Annotated in this window: 15 protein-coding genes and 1 pseudogene; 10 read left to right on the top strand and 6 right to left on the bottom strand. The window is 36.6% G+C overall.

The annotated features are described in order from the left end of the window. Positions 1-47 precede the first annotated feature (47 nt). The 6 genes from B6A10_RS11410 (at position 48) to B6A10_RS11435 (ending at position 5706) form a co-directional block, all read left to right on the top strand. Positions 48-1295: a voltage-gated chloride channel family protein gene (locus tag B6A10_RS11410; RefSeq protein WP_188220969.1), complete on the top strand. Its 1248-nt coding sequence runs from the start codon at positions 48-50 to the stop codon at positions 1293-1295. A 69-nt stretch (positions 1296-1364) separates the two neighbouring features. After that, positions 1365-2369: a DHH family phosphoesterase gene (locus B6A10_RS11415; RefSeq protein WP_188220970.1), complete on the top strand. Its 1005-nt coding sequence runs from the start codon at positions 1365-1367 to the stop codon at positions 2367-2369. 5 nt (positions 2370-2374) lie between these two features. Further along, positions 2375-3043, top strand: a complete 669-nt coding sequence (gldI, locus tag B6A10_RS11420) for a gliding motility-associated peptidyl-prolyl isomerase GldI (RefSeq protein ID WP_188220971.1) — start codon at positions 2375-2377, stop codon at positions 3041-3043. 15 nt (positions 3044-3058) lie between these two features. Next, positions 3059-4177, top strand: a complete 1119-nt coding sequence (locus B6A10_RS11425; RefSeq protein ID WP_188220972.1) for a peptidylprolyl isomerase — start codon at positions 3059-3061, stop codon at positions 4175-4177. Between the two features lie 30 nt (positions 4178-4207). Next, positions 4208-5368: a peptidylprolyl isomerase gene (locus B6A10_RS11430; protein WP_188220973.1), complete on the top strand. Its 1161-nt coding sequence runs from the start codon at positions 4208-4210 to the stop codon at positions 5366-5368. A 116-nt stretch (positions 5369-5484) separates the two neighbouring features. After that, positions 5485-5706, top strand: coding sequence for a hypothetical protein (locus tag B6A10_RS11435; protein ID WP_188220974.1), 222 nt, complete (start codon positions 5485-5487; stop codon positions 5704-5706). A gap of 56 nt (positions 5707-5762) precedes the next feature. On the opposite strand, the gene B6A10_RS11440 is transcribed toward B6A10_RS11435, so the two are convergent. Then, positions 5763-6203: a hypothetical protein gene (locus B6A10_RS11440; protein WP_055090898.1), complete on the bottom strand. Its 441-nt coding sequence runs from the start codon at positions 6201-6203 to the stop codon at positions 5763-5765. Positions 6204-6419: 216 nt separating this feature from the next. Here B6A10_RS11440 and B6A10_RS11445 point away from each other — a divergent pair, with 216 nt between their 5' ends. Together B6A10_RS11445 and B6A10_RS11450 are read left to right on the top strand one after the other, a co-directional pair. After that, entirely contained in the window at positions 6420-8315 is a 1896-nt protein-coding gene (locus B6A10_RS11445; RefSeq protein ID WP_188220975.1) for a heavy metal translocating P-type ATPase, read from the top strand. 123 nt (positions 8316-8438) lie between these two features. After that, positions 8439-9920: a PAS domain-containing protein gene (locus tag B6A10_RS11450; RefSeq protein WP_188220976.1), complete on the top strand. Its 1482-nt coding sequence runs from the start codon at positions 8439-8441 to the stop codon at positions 9918-9920. A 46-nt stretch (positions 9921-9966) separates the two neighbouring features. Here B6A10_RS11450 and B6A10_RS11455 read toward each other — a convergent pair whose 3' ends face one another. From B6A10_RS11455 to B6A10_RS11465, 3 genes are all read right to left on the bottom strand, one after another. Further along, on the bottom strand, positions 9967-10329 hold the full coding sequence (locus B6A10_RS11455) for a hypothetical protein (RefSeq protein ID WP_188220977.1): 363 nt from the start codon (positions 10327-10329) through the stop codon (positions 9967-9969). A gap of 100 nt (positions 10330-10429) precedes the next feature. After that, entirely contained in the window at positions 10430-11608 is a 1179-nt protein-coding gene (locus B6A10_RS11460) for an AIR synthase related protein (protein ID WP_188220978.1), read from the bottom strand. Positions 11609-11742: 134 nt separating this feature from the next. Beyond that, complete coding sequence (locus B6A10_RS11465; RefSeq protein ID WP_188220979.1) at positions 11743-13932, bottom strand: glutamine synthetase III family protein; 2190 nt, start codon at positions 13930-13932, stop codon at positions 11743-11745. Positions 13933-14204: 272 nt separating this feature from the next. Between B6A10_RS11465 and B6A10_RS11470 the strand changes: the two genes are divergently transcribed. After that, positions 14205-15224 (top strand): glutamine synthetase beta-grasp domain-containing protein, encoded by a 1020-nt coding sequence (locus B6A10_RS11470; RefSeq protein ID WP_055090904.1) that lies wholly within the window; start codon positions 14205-14207, stop codon positions 15222-15224. A gap of 114 nt (positions 15225-15338) precedes the next feature. Next, positions 15339-16289: a TerC family protein gene (locus tag B6A10_RS11475; protein WP_188220980.1), complete on the top strand. Its 951-nt coding sequence runs from the start codon at positions 15339-15341 to the stop codon at positions 16287-16289. Positions 16290-16344: 55 nt separating this feature from the next. On the opposite strand, the gene B6A10_RS11480 is transcribed toward B6A10_RS11475, so the two are convergent. Next, the gene (locus B6A10_RS11480; protein WP_188220981.1) at positions 16345-16875 is read right to left on the bottom strand and encodes a hypothetical protein; all 531 of its coding nucleotides are present in this window, start codon (positions 16873-16875) and stop codon (positions 16345-16347) included. 163 nt (positions 16876-17038) lie between these two features. Beyond that, a pseudogene (locus tag B6A10_RS11485) lies at positions 17039-19259 on the bottom strand (hypothetical protein); the annotation flags it as partial.

Consider the following 19259-nt stretch of genomic DNA (forward strand, 5'->3'; position numbering starts at 1 on the left):
TTTTCTGCGCTCGAATAATTTTACAACTATCCTAAAACTCCGAAATAATGGATTTCAAAAAAAACTTACTGCTTTCCGGCAAATGGATTTTAATCTGCGCTTTAATAGGTTTCCTTTCCGGATCAGCTTCTGCTTTTTTTTTAATTGCTTTAGAATGGGCTGCCCGGCTTAGAGATCAAAACTTATGGTTGCTGTGGCTATTACCCGTTGGAGGATTATTAATTGGATTACTGTATCATTATTATGGTAAAGATGTTGCAAAAGGAAACAATCTTTTATTGGAGGAATACGAAAAACCACAAAAAGTAATCCCGCTCAAAATGGCTCCTTTTGTTCTCTTAGGGACCATTATTACACATCTTTTCGGAGGTTCGGCAGGTCGCGAAGGTACCGCTGTACAAATGGGCGGAGCCATAGCCGACCAATTTAGCCGAATTTTTCATTTGGATGCCAATGACCGAAAAACACTCATTATTTTAGGAATCAGTGCCGGATTTGCGTCAGTTTTTGGAACACCGCTCGCCGGAGCCATCTTTGCACTGGAAGTCATATTTTGCAATAAATTTAGCTTAAAAAGCGCCATTCTTTCTTTTGTAGTGGCTTATTTTGCTTATTTCACGGTTGAACTTTGGCCGGTACACCATACACATTACCATATTCCTGTTGTAGCCGAATTCAATCTGGAAAATTTCCTCTGGATTATTCCGGCAGCAATTTTATTTGGCTTTGCAGCCATGCTTTTTTCGAGAAGCACTCATTTTTGGGGTTCGCTATTTTCCAAAACTATTTCGTATCCTCCTTTACGTCCGTATGTAGGCGGAATTATTTTTGCTTTGGTCGTTTATTATTTTGGCGCTACAAAATTCATGGGACTGGGCGTTCCTTCTATTGTGGAAGCGTTTAACACTCCAAGCGAAAATTACGATTTTATCCTTAAAATTTTATTCACAGGATTCACCTTAGGCGCCGGCTTTAAAGGTGGCGAAGTGACACCTTTATTTTTCGTGGGTGCGACCTTAGGAAGTGCATTATCAAATTATATTCCGCTACCAATGGCGCTTTTAGCCGGAATGGGTTTTGTAGCTGTTTTTTCAGGAGCCACGCACACACCGGTTGCCTGTACCGTTATGGGAATTGAACTTTTTGGAATCGAAAGCGCTGTTTTCATAGCTATTTCCTGCTTCATTGCTTATATTTCTTCAGGTTCAGTGGGTATTTATCACGCACAAACTGTAAAAGGCGTCAAACACCGATTGTATGAAAAATTCAGAAGAAACAAACTTGATGATTTCTAAGTTGGTAAAAAGAAGTTAATTTTCAAATGATTTCATAGTTTACACTAAAAAAATGTAAATTCGCGAACTATGAATATACAAGATATACAAGCAATCCAGCAACTATTGGCTACGCCAAAAAAAATTGCCATTATTCCGCACAGAAACCCCGACGGAGACGCCATGGGCTCTACATTGGGGCTGTATCATTTTTTAAAAACAAACAATCATCAGGCTACCGTAATTTCTCCAAATGAATTTCCTGATTTTCTAGCCTGGCTTCCGGGTTCAGAAACTGTTCAGATATTTGAAAAAGACAAAGAAAACTGCACCAAAATCCTAAAAGAAGCCGAAATTATTTTCACTTTGGATTTTAATGCTTTTCACCGAACCGGAGAAATGGAAAAAGTACTGGAAGTACTTGATACAACTTATATCATGATTGATCATCATCAAAAACCGGATGATTATGCAACCTATATGTATTCGAATACTTCTTTTGGTTCTACCTGTGAAATGCTTTATAATTTTATTTGCTATTTAGAGCAAAAAGACCAAATAGACAAAACCATCGGAACTTGTATTTACACAGGAATCTTAACTGATTCCGGTTCTTTCAGATTCCCAAATACTACCGGAAACACACACCGAATTGTAGCAGAATTAATTGATTTAGGCGTCGAAAATACCATTATTCCTAATTTACTTTTTGACAACAGCTCTTATAACCGATTACAATTATTAGGTCAGGCCTTGCAAAATTTAAAAGTAATTCCGGAACATAAAACTTCTTACATCACGCTAACTCAGGAAGAATTAGACAAATTCAATCATGTAAAAGGTGATACCGAAGGCATCGTTAATTACGGTTTAACCATCAAAGGAATTCAGTTTACGGCTATTTTTATCGAAAATAAAGACGAAAACATTATTAAAATTTCGTTCCGTTCGCAAGGAAATTTTGATGTTAATGAATTTGCAAGAGCACATTTTAATGGTGGCGGACATCGTAATGCGGCCGGAGGGAAATCGGAAATTTCGATGGAAGAAACTATTGCTAAATTTGAAAATCTAGTCCAAAACCTAAATCTATAAACCTCATGAAAGCACCCCAAATCATTGCGATAAGTTTCTGCTTATGCCTTGCTTTCGCTGGCTGTAAACAACATCAGGATGCACGACGCCCAATTTCCAGAGCTACCGGCGTTTTCATGAAAAAATCGGTGGCAAGAAATAAAAAACTCGTGGCTTCTGAGGAGGATTTGATCAAAAATTTGATGAAAAAAAATCCTAAAATCAACTATTTTGCTTCCACAAAAGGCTATTGGTATTCCTATGAAACCCGAAACGAAACAGATTCACTGACTCCTAAAAAAGGAGATATTGCTTTTTTTAACTACGAATTAAAAGATCTTGACGGAACAATCATTTATTCGGAAGTCGAATTAAGACCACAGCTGTACCGGGTGGACAAGCAGGAAATCATGACCGGATTGAGAGAAGGAATCAAATTAATGCGAAAACACGAAAAAATAAACTTCCTGTTTCCTTCACACATTGCTTACGGCTATCATGGTGACAATAAAAAAATTGGTCCTAACCAGCCACTCATTTGCACCGTAACACTCAATGATTTTAAACCTGAGGCGGTTTATAAAAAAGAATTGGAACAAAACAAAAACGTATTACTGATGCAGGACAGCATCAAAAAAACCAGAAAAGCAAGCGCCAAAACAAAACCAATAATACAGGACAGCTTGGGACAATAAATAAATTTCAATCTTATGAGAAAAAGCATTCTGATTGTATTGCTTCTTGTTAGCACTCTTTATTCCTGTAAAAAAGAATACAATAATTTACCGGATGGTTTATATGCTAAAATTCAAACCAGTAAAGGGGATATTTTTTTAGAATTAGATTATAAAAGAGCCTCCATAACAGTAGCCAACTTTGTTACGCTTGCCGAAGGAAACAATGATTTTGTTACCAATGAGCATTTAAAAGGACGTCCTTTTTACGATGGTTTAAAATTCCACCGTGTAATCAATGAGTTCATGATTCAGGCCGGAGATCCTTTAGGAACCGGTTCCGGAGACGCAGGCTATAAATTTAAAGACGAATTTAACAGCGATGTAATTTTTGACAAAGGCGGACTTTTGGCTATGGCTAATAATGGTCCGGCAACTAACAGCAGTCAGTTTTTTATCACCCACGTTCCTACTCCCTGGTTAGACCAAAAACACACCATCTTTGGTCATGTGGTTCAGGGAATGGAAGTTGTTAATACTATTGAACAAAACGACCTTATCGAATCGATATCGATTATTCGAAAAGGAGAAGCTGCCAAAAAATTCAATGCCGAAAAAACTTTCTACGATTACTTTTCTGTTGAATCCAAAAGACAAAAAGCACAAATAGATCTTGAAGAAAAACAAAAAAGAGAATACGAAGCCAAATACGGAAAAGTTATTGAAGACAAACTCTTGTATTTTGACGCTTTAAAAGGCAAAGCCAGCAGAACTTCTTCGGGGTTAAAATACATCATTACTCAAAAAGGAAAGGGTACAAAACCAACCAAAGGAACTCAAATTACGATGAATTATGCCGGTTTTCTTGAAAATGGAAAACTTTTTGATACTAATATTCAAAGTGTAGCCGAAACTTTTGGAAAATATGATGCTGCAAGAGCTCAACAAGGCGGTTACGAACCAATTCCGTTTCAGGCAGGCAGAAAAGAAGGCATGATCCCGGGATTTATAGAAGGACTTGAAAAAATGTCTTTTGGAGACAAAGCCATTCTGTTTATTCCTTCTCATTTGGCTTACGGTGCCGGTGGAGCCGGAGATATTATCCCGCCTTATGCCAATCTTATTTTTGAAGTTGAATTAATTGACAAAAAATAATTCTTAAAAACAATCTTAGAAATAGAACCAATGAAAACCAAATTACTAACATTAGTTGCCTTTTTTGCCTTATTCACGCTTCAGGCACAGGAAACTTCAAAAAAAATTACCAAAAAGAAAACCGAAAAAGCGGCTCCGATAAAAGAAGACGGAATCTACGCTACTATTAATACAAACAAAGGTGCTATTGTTCTGCAATTGTATTTTGATAAAACACCTGTAACGGTGGCCAATTTCGTTAGTTTAGCACAAGGCAAAAATGAATTTGTATCCGATAAAAAACGAAAAGGAAAACCTTTTTACGACGGTTTAAAATTCCATCGTGTGATTAGCGATTTCATGATTCAGGGAGGAGACCCTATGGGGAATGGTTCCGGAGATCCGGGTTATGCTTTTAAAGACGAATTTTTGTCTGACCTGAAATTTGACAAAGGAGGAATTTTGGCTATGGCTAATTCCGGACCTAAAACTAATGGAAGTCAATTTTTCATTACTCATAAAGAAACCTCATGGTTAAACGGAAAGCACACCATCTTTGGACATGTCGTTCAGGGAATGGACGTAGTAAACAGTATTGCGCAGGATGATGTGATAAAAAATATTATCATCACCCAAAAAGGTTCTTTGGCTAAAAAATTCAAAGCCGAGAAAGTATTTGCAAACTATTACAACAATAAAGCAGAAGAAGAAAGAAAAGAAGCAGCCGCTAAAGCTGAAGCCGAAAGAATTCAAAAAGAAAAAATGGCCGCTTTAGAAGTCGAAAAACTGGCTTATTTTAACACTCAAAAAGCAACTGCAACTACTACTCCTTCGGGATTAGTTTACAAAATAATCCAAAAAGGAAACGGTGCAAAACCTGCTGCCGGAACAACTGTATATTTCCATTATTCCGGTTTTTTTGAAAATGGAAAACTTTTTGACAGCAGCCGTGAAGAAATTGCCAAAAACTACAACCAATACAACGAAATGCGAAAAATGCAGGGCGGCTACAATCCGTTTCCATTTGAAATTGGTAAAAAAGACGGTATGATTCCCGGCTTTATAGAAGCTATTAATTTGCTTTCTTTCGGTGACAAAATAATTGCTTACATTCCTTCAAAATTAGCTTATGGTGAAAGCGGTGCCGGTGGTGTCATTCCGCCTAATGCGACATTAATTTTTGAAATGGAAATTTTCGACAAACAGAAATAAAATCCAAACGCAAAAATCCTTAAAATCCGGTTTGTTTATCGCAAATCGGATTTTTTATTTATACCAAAAACGAAAAGGCTCCGTCTTTTTTTATTATATTAGAGAAAAATTAAACGATGAATGTATCCAAAATAATAGCCATAATTTTAATTGTTATAAGTCTGGGATTAGGCTATTTCGGGCTGAACAAAGTAAAAGAAAACACCACTGAAGTTAATTTTCTGGGACTGAAAATCGAAGCTTCTAATGAATCCGAAAAGCGGCAAGGCTATATTTACCTGGGTTTGGCGGTATTACTTTTTGGCGGTGGAATTTACACCATCAACAAATCGAAATAAATGAAAAAGGCTTATCATTACAAACGATAAGCCTTTCTGATTTTATAAAAAACAGATTATTTTTTTCCAAATTTCCAGTCAAATTCATCTTTATCATTGATGATGGCACCAACTTCTAATTTAACCACTTCTTCAAATTCGGTTTGAAACAACAACCAATTCTCTTCATTAAAGTAATTTTCAAACGTATCAAATTCTTCCTGCGTAAATTTGGTAATACTTTTAGAAGCCAGCTCTTTCTTAACGTCCTTAATATTTTTGCCGATAACTTTATTACCAAACAATTCTAAATCCGGACTCGAAGCCACTATATAACCCATTCTAAAAGCTTCATCTTTATAAAAAGTCAAACGCATTTTATGGCTGTTGTACACAAAAATCACATTCTCATCTTCGTCTTTATAATTCCTGTCCGGCGTTCCGTAAACGGCAGTCACATCTTTTTGTGTCATTCCAAAAATAAGCTTATCGATACCGTTTTTTAGGTTTATTTTCATAGTAAATAATTTTGCCGCAAAGTTCGCAAACTTTTTCATATTCGGAAAAATTTAATAATTTATTATCTTAAGATTTTATTAAAGCTAAAGAGGTTACCACATATTTTGAGTAAATTTAATATATAATGCTGATTTTTAAGTTTTAAAGCTATTTTGCTCAAAATATCGAAACTAATAAACCATTTAACTGTTTATTTCGAATAAAATCTAAATCTCATGAATCTACCTTTCCAAGATAAAAAGTTTGTCTTCTTACTCCTATCCGTAATTGTTGTCATTGTTTTAGAAATTCTTTCGCTTTTAGGAATCCATTTACCAATGCCTTATGCGCCTTTTGTTTTTTGCACTTTCATTATTTTAATTGGTCATAATGTTATTTTAAACGGTTTTCAATCCCTGATTAAATTCAATTTCAGCAGTATTAATTTATTGATGACTATCGCGGTAATTGCCGCTTTGTATTTGGGCGAATATCCCGAAGCTGCGGTGGTAATTGTACTCTATGTTTTAGGAGAACGCCTGGAAGACATCGGACTGGAAAACTCCAAATCGGCTTTAGACGAATTAATTCAGAGTACTCCCAAGACTGCTTTTGTAAAACAACTAAATAAAGAAATTCCAATTGACCAAATTGAAATTGGTACCATTATTAAGGTAAAAAACGGGGCTATAATACCTTTGGATGGCAAAATAACTTTTGGCGAATGCCTTATTGACCAATCGGCTATAACCGGAGAACCCGTTGCGAAGGAAAAACAAACAGGCGACAGCGTTTTTGCAGGAACGCTAATCACCAATGGCTACATCGAAATTGAAACCACCAAACTTTCTACCGATACCACTTTTGCCAAAATCATCCAAATGACTTTTGAAGCAGGAGCCGCCAAAAGTGAAACTCAAAAATTCATTCAACGATTTTCTAAACTCTACACTCCCATTATTATAGGAATAGCCATTTTAATTTTCACAATTCCGGTTTTTATTTTGGGATTGGATTTTAATCATTGGTTAAAACAGGCCGTCACCCTTTTGGTTATTGCCTGCCCCTGCGCTTTAGTGATTTCTACTCCGGTTGCCATTTATGCTGCTATTGGGAACGCTTCCTCCAGAGGAGCGCTGGTAAAAGGCGGAAAATACATTGAAGCCTTAGCCGACATTCAAGCCATCGCGGTTGATAAAACCCGAACGATTACTTATGGAACTCCGGTTGTTTCAGATGTTTTTCCGCTAATAGGAACCAGCCGGGAAGAATTGCTTTCCTGCACGGCCGGAGCCGAAATGTTCTCTGAACATCCATTGGCGCAAGCCATCATTACAGCCAGTAAGCAAGAAGGTTTTGAACCTCATATTGCTCAGGATTTTAAAAGTATTTTGGGTAAAGGAGCTACTGCCAAATGTGTGGTTTGTCAAATAGACACCGTTCTGGTAGGAAAACTGGAATTTATCCGCGAATATCATGATATTTCAGAAGAAGTAGAAGCCATTGTTGCGCAATTATCCACCGAAGGAAAAACCAGTGTAGTGGTGAGTTTTGGACAGGGAGTAGCTGGTATCATTGGCTTAACCGATGAAATGAAACCCGATAGTCGCCAAGCCATTCAGGAAATACAGGAAGAAAATATCTCAGTGATTATGCTTACTGGAGATACCGAAAAAGCCGCTCATTTTGTAGCGCGTCAGGTGGGAATTACCAAAGTTTTTGGCAACTTACTTCCAGAACAAAAATCGGAAGAAATAAAAGCTCTTTTACAACAATACGATAAAGTAGCCATGGTAGGAGACGGCATCAATGATGCTCCGGCCTTAGCATTAAGCACCGTAGGAATTGCGATGGGCGCTGCCGGAAGCGACACCGCTATCGAAACAGCGAATATTGCCTTAATGAACGACCAACTTTCCTTAATTCCGTTCCTCATCCGGTTGAGTAAAAAAACCATGAAACAGATTAAAGCCAATACTTTTGGAGCAATCATTACAAAATTGGTTTTTATTTTATTGGCTGTGTTTGGTTACAGCAACTTAGTTTTAGCAATCGCCGCCGATGTAGGCGTTACTTTAATTGTAATTCTTTTCAGTTTGAACCTGATGCGATTTGAAAAAACAAAATCTTAAATTGTTATTTCAACCGAACAAAACAACTCATAAAATGAATAATCCGCATATTATTTAGTAACTTTCCTTATAGCAAATTGGCTATCAGGCTATTTTAAGATTTCCAACCAAAACCAAAAAACCATGACAATCTCTTTTCAAAAAAAAATTTTTCTGGGTTTTATCATCAATATAATAGTGGTAATTGTTGCTGCATGGATTTTTTTAATCCGCATCAATACATCTCGTGACACCATGATGGATGCCAAACTCGATGCCTTAGAAATCTTTTTATTTACTCTTTCTATCTTACTCCTCATTGTGGTTTATTTCATCATTCGAAGCCAACTCAAAGCCAAAGAAAAAGCCCAAAATCTTTTGGAAGAAAATAAAAAACTACTGCAATCTATTCTTGATAATACTTCCAATCCTGTTTTTATCAAAAAACTAAATGGCGAATACCTTTTAATAAATAAAAATTTCGGAGAACTTTTTGGCACAACTAACGAACGCATTATCGGAAAAACCGATTATGATTTTTTACCCAAAGAAATTGCCGAAATGTATCGCAATTCGGATTTAGAAGTAGCCAAAAAACTCACCGAATTAAAGTCGGAAGAAACCATCGAACAAAAAGACGGAATACATACTTATATTGCGGTTAAATTTCCTTTATATGACGCAACAGGCAGAATTTATGCTATTGGCGGTATCTCGACCGATATTACCGAAAGAAAAAAACTCGAAGATTCTCTCAGAGCTACCGATGCCTTTTTCAACATGTCTTTTGATATTTTTACAGTTGCCAAAAACGACCATTTTATCAAAATCAACGCAGCTTTTACCAATACCTTAGGCTACACACAACAAGACCTGGACGAAATAAAATTCATGGATTTAACTCACCCTGAGGATCGTGCTACTTCCGATGAAGTATTGGCTGAAATTCGAAAAGGCAAGACTGTGATTAGCTTTAAAAACAGAGTACGTCACAAAGACGGTTCCTACCGATGGCTGGACTGGAACAGTAATATCGATCTGAAAGAAGGTATTATTTATTCGGCGGCACGAGATATTACCGAAACGGTTGAAATGGGAATTGAACAACAAAAAGCCGTTGACGAATTGTATGAAAACGAAGAAAAATTGCGTGTCATTGTAGAAAATATTGGCGAAGGGGTAATTGTTGCCAATGCTGATAAAAAAGTAATTCTGGCCAATTATATGGCGAATGACATTTTTGGAATCGAAGAAGACGATAAAATTTCAACGGATTTAACTGCTCATTTCGAACTCTATTTCCCGGACGAAAAAACGGTTTTTCCGGCACAAAACCTGCCGATGGAACGCGCTTTTAACGGCGAAATAACCGACGATGTTGATGTCGTGCTTTGGGATCCGGATTCCCGCGAAAAGAGAAGAGTCTTAATCAGTGGACGACCTTTGGTAGATCAAGACAACAATATTGTAGCTGCCGTAGTAACCATCAAAGACATTAGCCAATACAAAAAAATGGAAGAAGAACTCGAAGAAACCGAAAACAAATACCGCAAACTTATTGGCTTCAAAAATGATAAAAAAGACGAAAAAGAAGAAGACAAAGACAAGAAAAAGCCTTTAGAATAAATCATAAAAAAAGCGTTAAGTTTGAGAATCTTAACGCTTTTGTATTTTATTCTTCTTCGTACATTTCATCGTATCGGGCAGGAATTTGCGGATCATACAACGGACATTTGAATTCTTCCATAATATCCACCAATTTATCCATGGTTTTTCCCTGCGTTCCGTAACAGTCTATCTGAATGATTTGCGGAGTAGTTTTCACCTGAAAAGCACCAACACCATCCTTGTTTTTCCAGCTGTTTTCATCTACCCGTTCCCATTTTGAAAATATCGAAGCAATACGATTCAAAATTACTTCCACAGGCAATACTTCCAAACCTTCAATAGTTTCTTGGTCATCAATTGCCTCGTAAACAAGCTGATGGTTTAAATAAACCTCTTCTAAATATTTCCAAAAAACTAATTCGTACATTTTTAAAAAAGTTTAATCGTTAATTTGTTTAAGGGTTTAGTCGTTTATAAGTTCAACCAACACGATTAAACTTTTAAACAAATAAACAGTTCAACAATTCCTAATATTCAAAAGTTCCGTATTCGCTGCTGATAGTTAACTTTTTACTTTCAGAAGCTTCTACTCTACCTACAATTTGCGCATTAACATTGAATGATTTTGAAATGGCAATAATATCTTCGGCTACTTCTGCAGGAACATACAATTCCATACGGTGACCGCAGTTGAAAACCTGATACATTTCTTTCCAATCGGTTTTTGATTGCTCCTGAATCAATTGGAACAATGGCGGAACCGGAAATAAATTATCTTTTATAATATGTAAATTATCTACGAAATGTAAAATCTTAGTTTGTGCTCCACCACTACAGTGAACCATACCGTGAATTTCATTTGCCGAATATTTATCTAAAATTTGTTTGATAATTGGCGCATAAGTACGCGTTGGCGAAAGCACTAATTGTCCGGCGTCAATTGGCGAATTTGCAACAGCATCCGTCAATTGTACCTGACCGGAATAAATTAATTCTTCCGGAACTGCAGCATCGTAACTTTCCGGATATTTGGTTGCCAAATATTTAGCAAAAACATCATGACGTGCCGATGTCAATCCGTTACTTCCCATTCCGCCATTATAACTTTTTTCATAAGAAGCCTGACCGAAAGATTCCAATCCTACAATTACATCACCCGCCTTAATATTAGCATTATCAATAACCTTAGAACGTTTCATTCGGGCAGTCACTGTCGAATCCACAATAATGGTACGAACGATATCACCCACATCGGCAGTTTCACCACCAGTTGAGTGAATACTAACTCCGAAAGAAGCCAACTCCTGAATTAATTCTTCTGTTCCGTTGATAATCGCCGAAATCACTTCAGCAGGAATCAGATTTTTATTTCTTCCAATAGTAGAAGAAAGCAAAATATTATCAGTTGCTCCTACACATAGTAAATCATCAATATTCATGATTAAAGCGTCCTGAGCAATACCTTTCCAAACCGAAAGATCTCCGGTTTCTTTCCAATACATGTAAGCCAAAGAGGATTTTGTTCCTGCTCCGTCCGCGTGCATAATCAAACAATAATCATCGTCCTGGGTTAAATAATCCGGAACAATTTTGCAAAATGCTTTAGGAAACAATCCTTTATCAATATTTTTTATTGCATTGTGTACATCTTCTTTAGATGCCGAAACACCACGCTGTGCGTATCTTTTTGAAGTATCTGAACTCATGAATTCTATTTGTGTAGTTGCCGGGCAACTTGATTTTGGCGCAAAGATAATTATTTTTTAGAAGTTAGAGATTAAAAGTTAGAGGTTAGAAACTCTCGCCCCTAACCTCTAACTCAAAACCTGTAACTAATATATTATTTCGTAAACAATAACTCCCTGTATTTAGTCAAAGTCCACAACTCATTATCTACTAATAATTCTAATTTATCACAATGATTTCTGATGATTTCAAAATAAGGCTTCACTTTGTTACAATAAGCTTCAGCAGTTTTTTGAGCATTGTTCAGCGCATTAGCTTTCTTTCTTTCATTAGTCATCTCTTCCACCTTAGCATTAATTCCTTCAATATGAACCGAAATTTCTTTAATCAAACCGATTTGTTCTTTCGCAACAGATTCGAATTCTTTCCCAAAAATATCCTTCAAACCTTTTACATTTTCGATTAAAGTATTTTGATAACGAATAGCCGTTGGAATTACATGGTTTTTAGAAATATCACCTAAAACTCTACTCTCGATTTGGATTTTTTTCGTATATTCTTCCAATTCAATCTCGTAACGCGCTTCCATTTCGATGTGATTCATAATTCCTAATTCGGAAAACAAATCCAAGGCACGTTTAGAAGCTCTGGCTTTCAAAGCTTCCGGAGTTGTTTTAAAGTTACTCAACCCTCTTTTCTTCGCTTCTTTTTCCCAGGCTTCACTATAACCGTCACCTTCAAAAAGAATATTTTTCGATACTTTGATATATTCTCTCAAAACATTAAAAATAGCATCGTCTTTTTTCATGGCTTTGGATTCAATCAAAGCATCTACCTCCGCTTTAAAATCTCTTAATTGTTTGGCTACAATAGTATTCAAAGTAGTCATCGCATTCGAACAGTTAGCAGAAGAACCCACTGCTCTGAACTCGAATTTATTACCAGTAAAAGCAAAAGGCGAAGTTCGGTTTCTATCCGTATTATCTAAAATTACTTCCGGAATTTTCCCAACTACATTTAGCTTTAAATCGGTTTTTTCTTCCGGTGATAATTTCCCTCTGGTTACACTTTCTAATTCAGCTAATACCTTTGTTAATTGTTCCCCGATAAATACAGAAATAATAGCCGGTGGTGCTTCATTAGCTCCTAAACGGTGGTCGTTACTTGCTGTAGCAATCGAAGCGCGTAATAATTCTTCATAATCATTTACCGCCTTAATAGTATTAATAAAGAAAGTCAGGAATTGCAAATTACTCATTGGCGTTTTGCTCGGACTCAACAAATTCACTCCGGTATCCGTTGCCAGCGACCAGTTATTATGTTTTCCGGAACCATTTACTCCTTTAAATGGTTTTTCATGCAAAAGCACTTTAAACTCATGACGTTCGGCTACTTTTTGCATAATATCCATCAACAAACAGTTGTGATCCACCGCTAAATTAGTCTCTTCAAAAATAGGAGCCAACTCAAATTGATTAGGCGCTACCTCGTTATGACGGGTTTTTACCGGAATACCAAGCAGCATACACTCCTGTTCCAAATCGCGCATATAGGTCAAGGCGCGAGTAGGAATCGAACCAAAGTAATGATCATCTAATTGTTGTCCTTTAGCTGAAGTATGTCCTAATAAAGTTCTACCGGTCATCATCAAATCAGGACGGGAATGTGCCAAAGCTTTATCAACTAAAAAATATTCCTGCTCCCAACCTAAAGTTGCCGTAACCTTTTTTACATTTTTATCAAAATAACGACAAACTTCGGTAGCTGCCTCATCCATTGCAGCCAAAGCTCTTAACAAAGGAATTTTGTTATCCAATGCTTCACCGGTGTACGAAATAAAAACAGTAGGAATACACAATGTGGTTCCATAAATAAAGGCCGGCGAAGTAGGATCCCAGGCAGTATATCCTCTGGCTTCAAAAGTATTTCTAATTCCTCCGTTGGGAAAACTGGAAGCATCCGGCTCCTGTTGTACCAACTGCGCACCTCCAAATTTTTCTACAGGATCACTTCCGTCAAACGAAGTTTCAAAGAAGGCATCATGTTTTTCGGCAGTTGTTCCTGTTAAAGGCTGAAACCAGTGTGTATAATGAGTCACTCCTTTAGACAAAGCCCATTCTTTCATACCCATGGCAATATAATCGGCTAATTTTCGATCAATCTTGGCACCACTTTCAATAGCTCCCTGAACCGCTTTAAAAGCATCCGAAGTCAAATATTGCTTCATCGCTTTTTCATTAAACACATTCGAACCAAAAATATTGGATTTTCTATGACTTTCTTCAAAATGAATGGCTTTTCTGCCGGAGGCTTCTCTTAACGCCTGAAAACGTATTGTAGACATTATATACTGTTTATTAAACGATTAGTAATCAATTTCAAATTAAAAACACAAAGATAAAGAATCTTATGCTAAAATAACCGAAGCCTCTATTGCTAAATTGCTTTTTATTTAGCTTCAAAATTGCTTTTTTTTAAATATACCCCCCGCCAAAATATAGTAATGCGAAAAATAACAGCTGTTCAAAACAAAAGTACCCCCAAGGTTTCAGCACTAAAAAAAATATTCTATATTTGCACTTCGAAATTAAATCAAGAAAATTAATTTATATTATTATGGCAAAAATAAAGTTAGAGTACATTTGGTTAGATGGATACGAACCAACTCAAAATCTTAGAAGTAAAACTAAAGTTGAAGAGCATGACAACTTCCAAGGAACTTTAGAAGAATTAGGAAAATGGTCATTTGACGGTTCGTCTACAAGACAAGCTGAAGGAGGATCTTCTGACTGTTCTTTAGTACCAGTAGCTATTTACCCAGATCCAGATCGTAAAGATGGATACTTAGTAATGTGTGAGGTTATGAATGCTGATGGAACGCCACACCCATCTAACGGAAGAGCTACTATTGATGATGAGGATGATGATTTCTGGTTCGGATTTGAGCAAGAATACTTCATCATGGATACTAAAACTCAATTGCCATTAGGTTTCCCTGTAGGAGGTTACCCAGCTCCACAAGGTATGTACTACTGTTCAGTTGGTGGAAAAAACACTCACGGTAGAAACTTAGTTGAAGAGCACGCTGATTTATGTATCGCTGCCGGAATCAACTTTGAAGGAATCAACCAAGAGGTTGCTTGCGGACAATGGGAATTCCAATTATTCGCTAAAGGTGCTAAAAAAGCCGGAGACGAAATTTGGGTTGCTCGTTACTTATTAGATCGTTTGACTGAGAAATATGGTTACTATATTGAGTACCACCCAAAACCTCTAGGAAAAGATATGGACTGGAATGGTTCTGGTATGCACGCTAACTTCTCTAACTCTGTGTTGAGAACTTGTGGAGACCAAGCTACTTACGAAAGAATCTGTGAGGCTTTCCGTCCGGTTGTTGAAGAGCACATCGCTGTTTATGGAGCTTACAATGACCAACGTTTGACTGGTAAACACGAAACTGCTTCTATCAACGATTTCTCTTACGGAATCTCCGACAGAGGATGTTCTATCCGTATTCCGTTAATCACGGTTCAAAAAGGATGGAAAGGTTGGTTAGAAGACAGAAGACCTGCTTCTAATGGTGACCCATACAAAATTGCTGCTAGAATTATCAAAACAGTTAAATCTGCTTTGTAATCTCACAATGATAAAACTAAAAAATGCCTTCAGAAATGGAGGCATTTTTTTATACTATAAATTAAGCCCTTCCTACACAAAAAACTATCTTTGTAAAAACACAATACAATTTTTATGATAGTTTGGATCTGTTTTTTAGCGATGATTTTTTTATTCCTGGCGCTGGACTTAGGAATTTTTAACAAAACCCCACACGAAATAAGTTCTAAAGAAGCCGGAAAATGGACTGCAATCTGGATTACTTTATCTTTTCTGTTTTCTATAATTGTGTACTGGCTTTACCAAAACAATTACATTGAAAATCCGGACCAACTAAAACCAACGGTCGCTTCAATGAAATACATTACCGGATATTTAATTGAACTTTCCCTGAGTATCGACAACATATTTGTGATAGCCATCATCTTTTCTTCTTTCAGAATTCCTAAAAAATACCAACACCGCGTCTTGTTTTGGGGAATTATTGGAGCTATTGTTTTTAGAGGAATCATGATTTATTTTGGGGTATTAATCATCAAGAAATTCGCCTGGACAACTTACCTTTTCGGAGCTTTTTTAATTTACACGGCAATTAAAATGTTTTTCAAAAAAGAAGATCACGAATACGATCCTCATAATTCCGTTTTTTACAAATACCTAAAAAGGCTGACTCCGATAACCACAAAAATCGAAAGCGAACATTTTTTTGTCAAAATAAACAATATCAATACCGCTACACCATTATTTGTTACTTTGTTTCTTATCGAACTAATGGACATCGTTTTTGCACTAGACAGTGTTCCTGCTATTTTAGCCATTACTTCAGATCCGTTTTTAGTATTTAGTTCCAATATTTTTGCCATTCTGGGATTGCGTTCGATGTATTTCTTTTTAGCCAATATGCTCGAAAAATTCAGCTACTTAGAATACAGTCTGATTGCTATTTTATGCTTTGTAGGTTTAAAAATGATTTTCCATCATTTTGTCCAACTTCCCGAATGGGCCTCTCTTCTTTTTATAATCACTGCATTGTTATCCGGAATTATAACTTCAATACAAAAAGACAAGAAACACAAAAAGTCATGATACAAAAAAAGGAAATCTCGCGATTTCCTTTTTTTTTATACTTTTTAATAAAATATTAATTCAACTCTTTAACATTGCTATCATCGATATTATATTTTTTGATAACAGCATCATAATCTGAATAATCTTCTTTTACTTTATTAGCTATTTTTGCTGTACCTGACGGAGAGCCTGGTACAATAACTATTCTAAAAGTTTGATTATTCAAATAACTTGGAGTTAGCGCTAAATCATAAGTTGCACGTGCATAAATTATAAAATGCCCAATACTAAAATCAAAATCATAATCAACCTCTCCATTAGAGTTATAAATTGTTCTTGGTATTTGTTCCCAAATAGGAGCATTTGTACCATTTATAGACCCAACTTTTCTATAAATTAAAATAACATCCTCATTAAAGAGTACAGGATCTAATTCTTCATAAATATTATACCCATCATCAGGATTAAAACCAAAATCCACATTGCTTAACTGGAAGACTTCACTAATAGTATCCTGATCATCTCCATAATATTCTTCGGTAGTGGTACAACTTGTTAAAGCAAAAAAGCTCACAAAAGCGAAAAGTGTAACTATTTTTTTCATGATAATAAATTTTAAAAGGTTAAGGTTATAATCTGTTATTCACGAACTATGCCAAAATTAATTTGAATTATATTTTTTTCTTAAAAAAATGAAATCAGACTATTTCATACAAACAAAAAACACCCGCAGTAACGGGTGTTTTTAATTAAATTAATTACTCTATTTAATATGAAGACATCACAGTTTTTGTACTACTTCCTAAGCTAGTAGTTAATTTCACAACATAAACTTGTTGTTGTTCTAAGAAAGAACTAAAACTTACAGCTACTTCTTTCCCTAAATAACTACCTGTATCAATCATAGAATAAACTAACTCTCCTTTTGAATTAAACACTTCTATTTTCACATCTGACACATAATCAAAATTGTATCTGATGGTTAATTGGTCTTTAAAAGGCACTGGATAAGCATCAAAACTAGCAGCATCTGAAGTCATCATAGCGCTAAAAGCTGTAGTTTCAATTACCGGACAAACTAAAGGCGAAATACCATAACCTACAGGTATTCTACATCCATCAAACGCATTATTAATTTTATCAACCACATCAGCAATAGAGGAAAGTGATAGACCATATGTATCTCCTCCTCCCAAAGCTTGATTTGCTAAAGCAAACAATCCCTGAACGGTAGGGTTACCTCCCAAAGCATTAACCACATTACTTGGAATAGTATAGTATTCGTATTCATTATTCACTGTTCCATCAGGATTACAAGAACGTACTTTAGCCACATCGGAACCACAACCACCTTCTGAAGCAGCCGTTGCTAAAATCCCTGCCTGCAATTCAAAATTACCAAGCTGACCATTAACACCTAAATTAAGACCTAAGGTAATTGTTTGAGCTAACAAAGTATTATTAATTACTCCATTTTTCAAATAATTAGGTGGTAAATTACTGATTTGATAATCAAAAGGTGCTAATACTTTACTCATACCCCCTCCAGGTAACACTCTTATAATATCATCTATATCATCAGGTGTCATCATCCAAACAGAATGTCCTGGTAAACCAATTGTCATGGTTCCACCATAAGAAGTCAAAGCTTTAGCTATGAGTTCTGCTGTTGTATAACTAGCAAATCCGCCTTGACCGTCAGGCGCACAAGACATACCTCCTTCATTACCATAATAGCCTTGAGTATAAGAACACAAAGCCGCAGAACATATTTGAACAGTGACCTCAGCTATATCTGTATTAGTACAACCATTAGCAGGATTAGTAACAGTCAAAGTATAAGTACCAGCCATATCAACTGTTGGTGTTGCAGTGTTGGCTCCGGAAACAATGTGTCCGCCATTGCTGGCAACCCAGGCAAAAGTAGCTCCCACTGTTGATGAAGAACCATTCAATACCACAGCTCCAGCACCACATAAAATTTGAGCATCAGCCCCTGCATTCGCGTTAGGAGGTGTATTATTCAAGGTTACCAATGCAACATCAGTAACTGTACAGCCATTGGCAGGATTAGTAACAGTTAAAGTATAAGTACCAGCCATGTCAACTGTTGGTGTTGCAGTATTAGCTCCTGAAACAATATGCCCTCCATTGCTGGCAACCCAGGCGAAAGTAGCTCCTGCTGTCGAAGAAGAACCACTCAAAGCAATCGAAGTTACAGTACAAGTCAATACTTTATCGACTCCTGCATTAGCATTTGGTGCTGTATTATTTAGAGTCACTAAAGCAACATCGGTAGCGGTACAGCCATTTGCCGAATTAGTAACAGTTAAAGTATAAGTACCAGCCATATCAACTGTTGGTGTTGCCGTATTAGCTCCTGAAACAATATGTCCTCCATTACTGGCAATCCAGGCGAAAGTAGCTCCTGCTGTCGAAGAAGAACCACTTAACGCAATCGAAGTTACGGTACAAGTCAATACTTTATCGGCTCCTGCATTAGCATTAGGAGGAGTATTATTTAAAGTTACCAAAGCAATATCACTTGCAGTACAGCCATTTGCCGGATTAGTAACTGTTAAGGTATAAGTACCAGCCATGTCAACTGTTGGTGTAGCAGTGTTGGCTCCTGAAACAATGTGTCCGCCATTACTTGCAACCCATGAGAAGGTAGCTCCTGCTGTTGAAGAAGAACCACTCAATGCAATTGAAGTGATGGTACAAGTCAATACTTTATCTGCCCCTGCATTGGCATTTGGCAATGAAGCATCAAGAGTAACTAGAGCAACATCGGTAGCGGTACAACCATTAGTCGGATTAGTAACTGTCAAAGTATAAGTACCAGCCATATCAACTGTTGGTGTTGCAGTGTTAGCACCGGAAACAATATGTCCGCCATTGCTGGCAACCCAGGCAAAAGTAGCTCCTGCTGTCGAAGAAGAACCACTCAAAGCAATCGAAGTTACAGTACAAGTCAATACTTTATCA

The organism is Flavobacterium pokkalii (assembly GCF_014596575.1).
Lineage (GTDB): Bacteria > Bacteroidota > Bacteroidia > Flavobacteriales > Flavobacteriaceae > Flavobacterium > Flavobacterium pokkalii.

Bases quoted from the DNA above. Each gene is read 5' to 3' on its own strand.
- B6A10_RS11450 (WP_188220976.1), top strand. From the start codon at position 8,439: ATGACAATCTCTTTTCAAAAAAAAATTTTTCTGGGTTTTATCATCAAT.
- B6A10_RS11415 (WP_188220970.1), top strand. From the start codon at position 1,365: ATGAATATACAAGATATACAAGCAATCCAGCAACTATTGGCTACGCCA.
- B6A10_RS11480 (WP_188220981.1), bottom strand. From the start codon at position 16,875: ATGAAAAAAATAGTTACACTTTTCGCTTTTGTGAGCTTTTTTGCTTTA.
- B6A10_RS11410 (WP_188220969.1), top strand. From the start codon at position 48: ATGGATTTCAAAAAAAACTTACTGCTTTCCGGCAAATGGATTTTAATC.
- B6A10_RS11425 (WP_188220972.1), top strand. From the start codon at position 3,059: ATGAGAAAAAGCATTCTGATTGTATTGCTTCTTGTTAGCACTCTTTAT.
- B6A10_RS11465 (WP_188220979.1), bottom strand. From the start codon at position 13,932: ATGTCTACAATACGTTTTCAGGCGTTAAGAGAAGCCTCCGGCAGAAAA.
- B6A10_RS11445 (WP_188220975.1), top strand. From the start codon at position 6,420: ATGAATCTACCTTTCCAAGATAAAAAGTTTGTCTTCTTACTCCTATCC.
- B6A10_RS11470 (WP_055090904.1), top strand. From the start codon at position 14,205: ATGGCAAAAATAAAGTTAGAGTACATTTGGTTAGATGGATACGAACCA.
- B6A10_RS11435 (WP_188220974.1), top strand. From the start codon at position 5,485: ATGAATGTATCCAAAATAATAGCCATAATTTTAATTGTTATAAGTCTG.
- B6A10_RS11440 (WP_055090898.1), bottom strand. From the start codon at position 6,203: ATGAAAATAAACCTAAAAAACGGTATCGATAAGCTTATTTTTGGAATG.
- B6A10_RS11475 (WP_188220980.1), top strand. From the start codon at position 15,339: ATGATAGTTTGGATCTGTTTTTTAGCGATGATTTTTTTATTCCTGGCG.
- B6A10_RS11455 (WP_188220977.1), bottom strand. From the start codon at position 10,329: ATGTACGAATTAGTTTTTTGGAAATATTTAGAAGAGGTTTATTTAAAC.
- B6A10_RS11430 (WP_188220973.1), top strand. From the start codon at position 4,208: ATGAAAACCAAATTACTAACATTAGTTGCCTTTTTTGCCTTATTCACG.
- B6A10_RS11460 (WP_188220978.1), bottom strand. From the start codon at position 11,608: ATGAGTTCAGATACTTCAAAAAGATACGCACAGCGTGGTGTTTCGGCA.
- gldI (WP_188220971.1), top strand. From the start codon at position 2,375: ATGAAAGCACCCCAAATCATTGCGATAAGTTTCTGCTTATGCCTTGCT.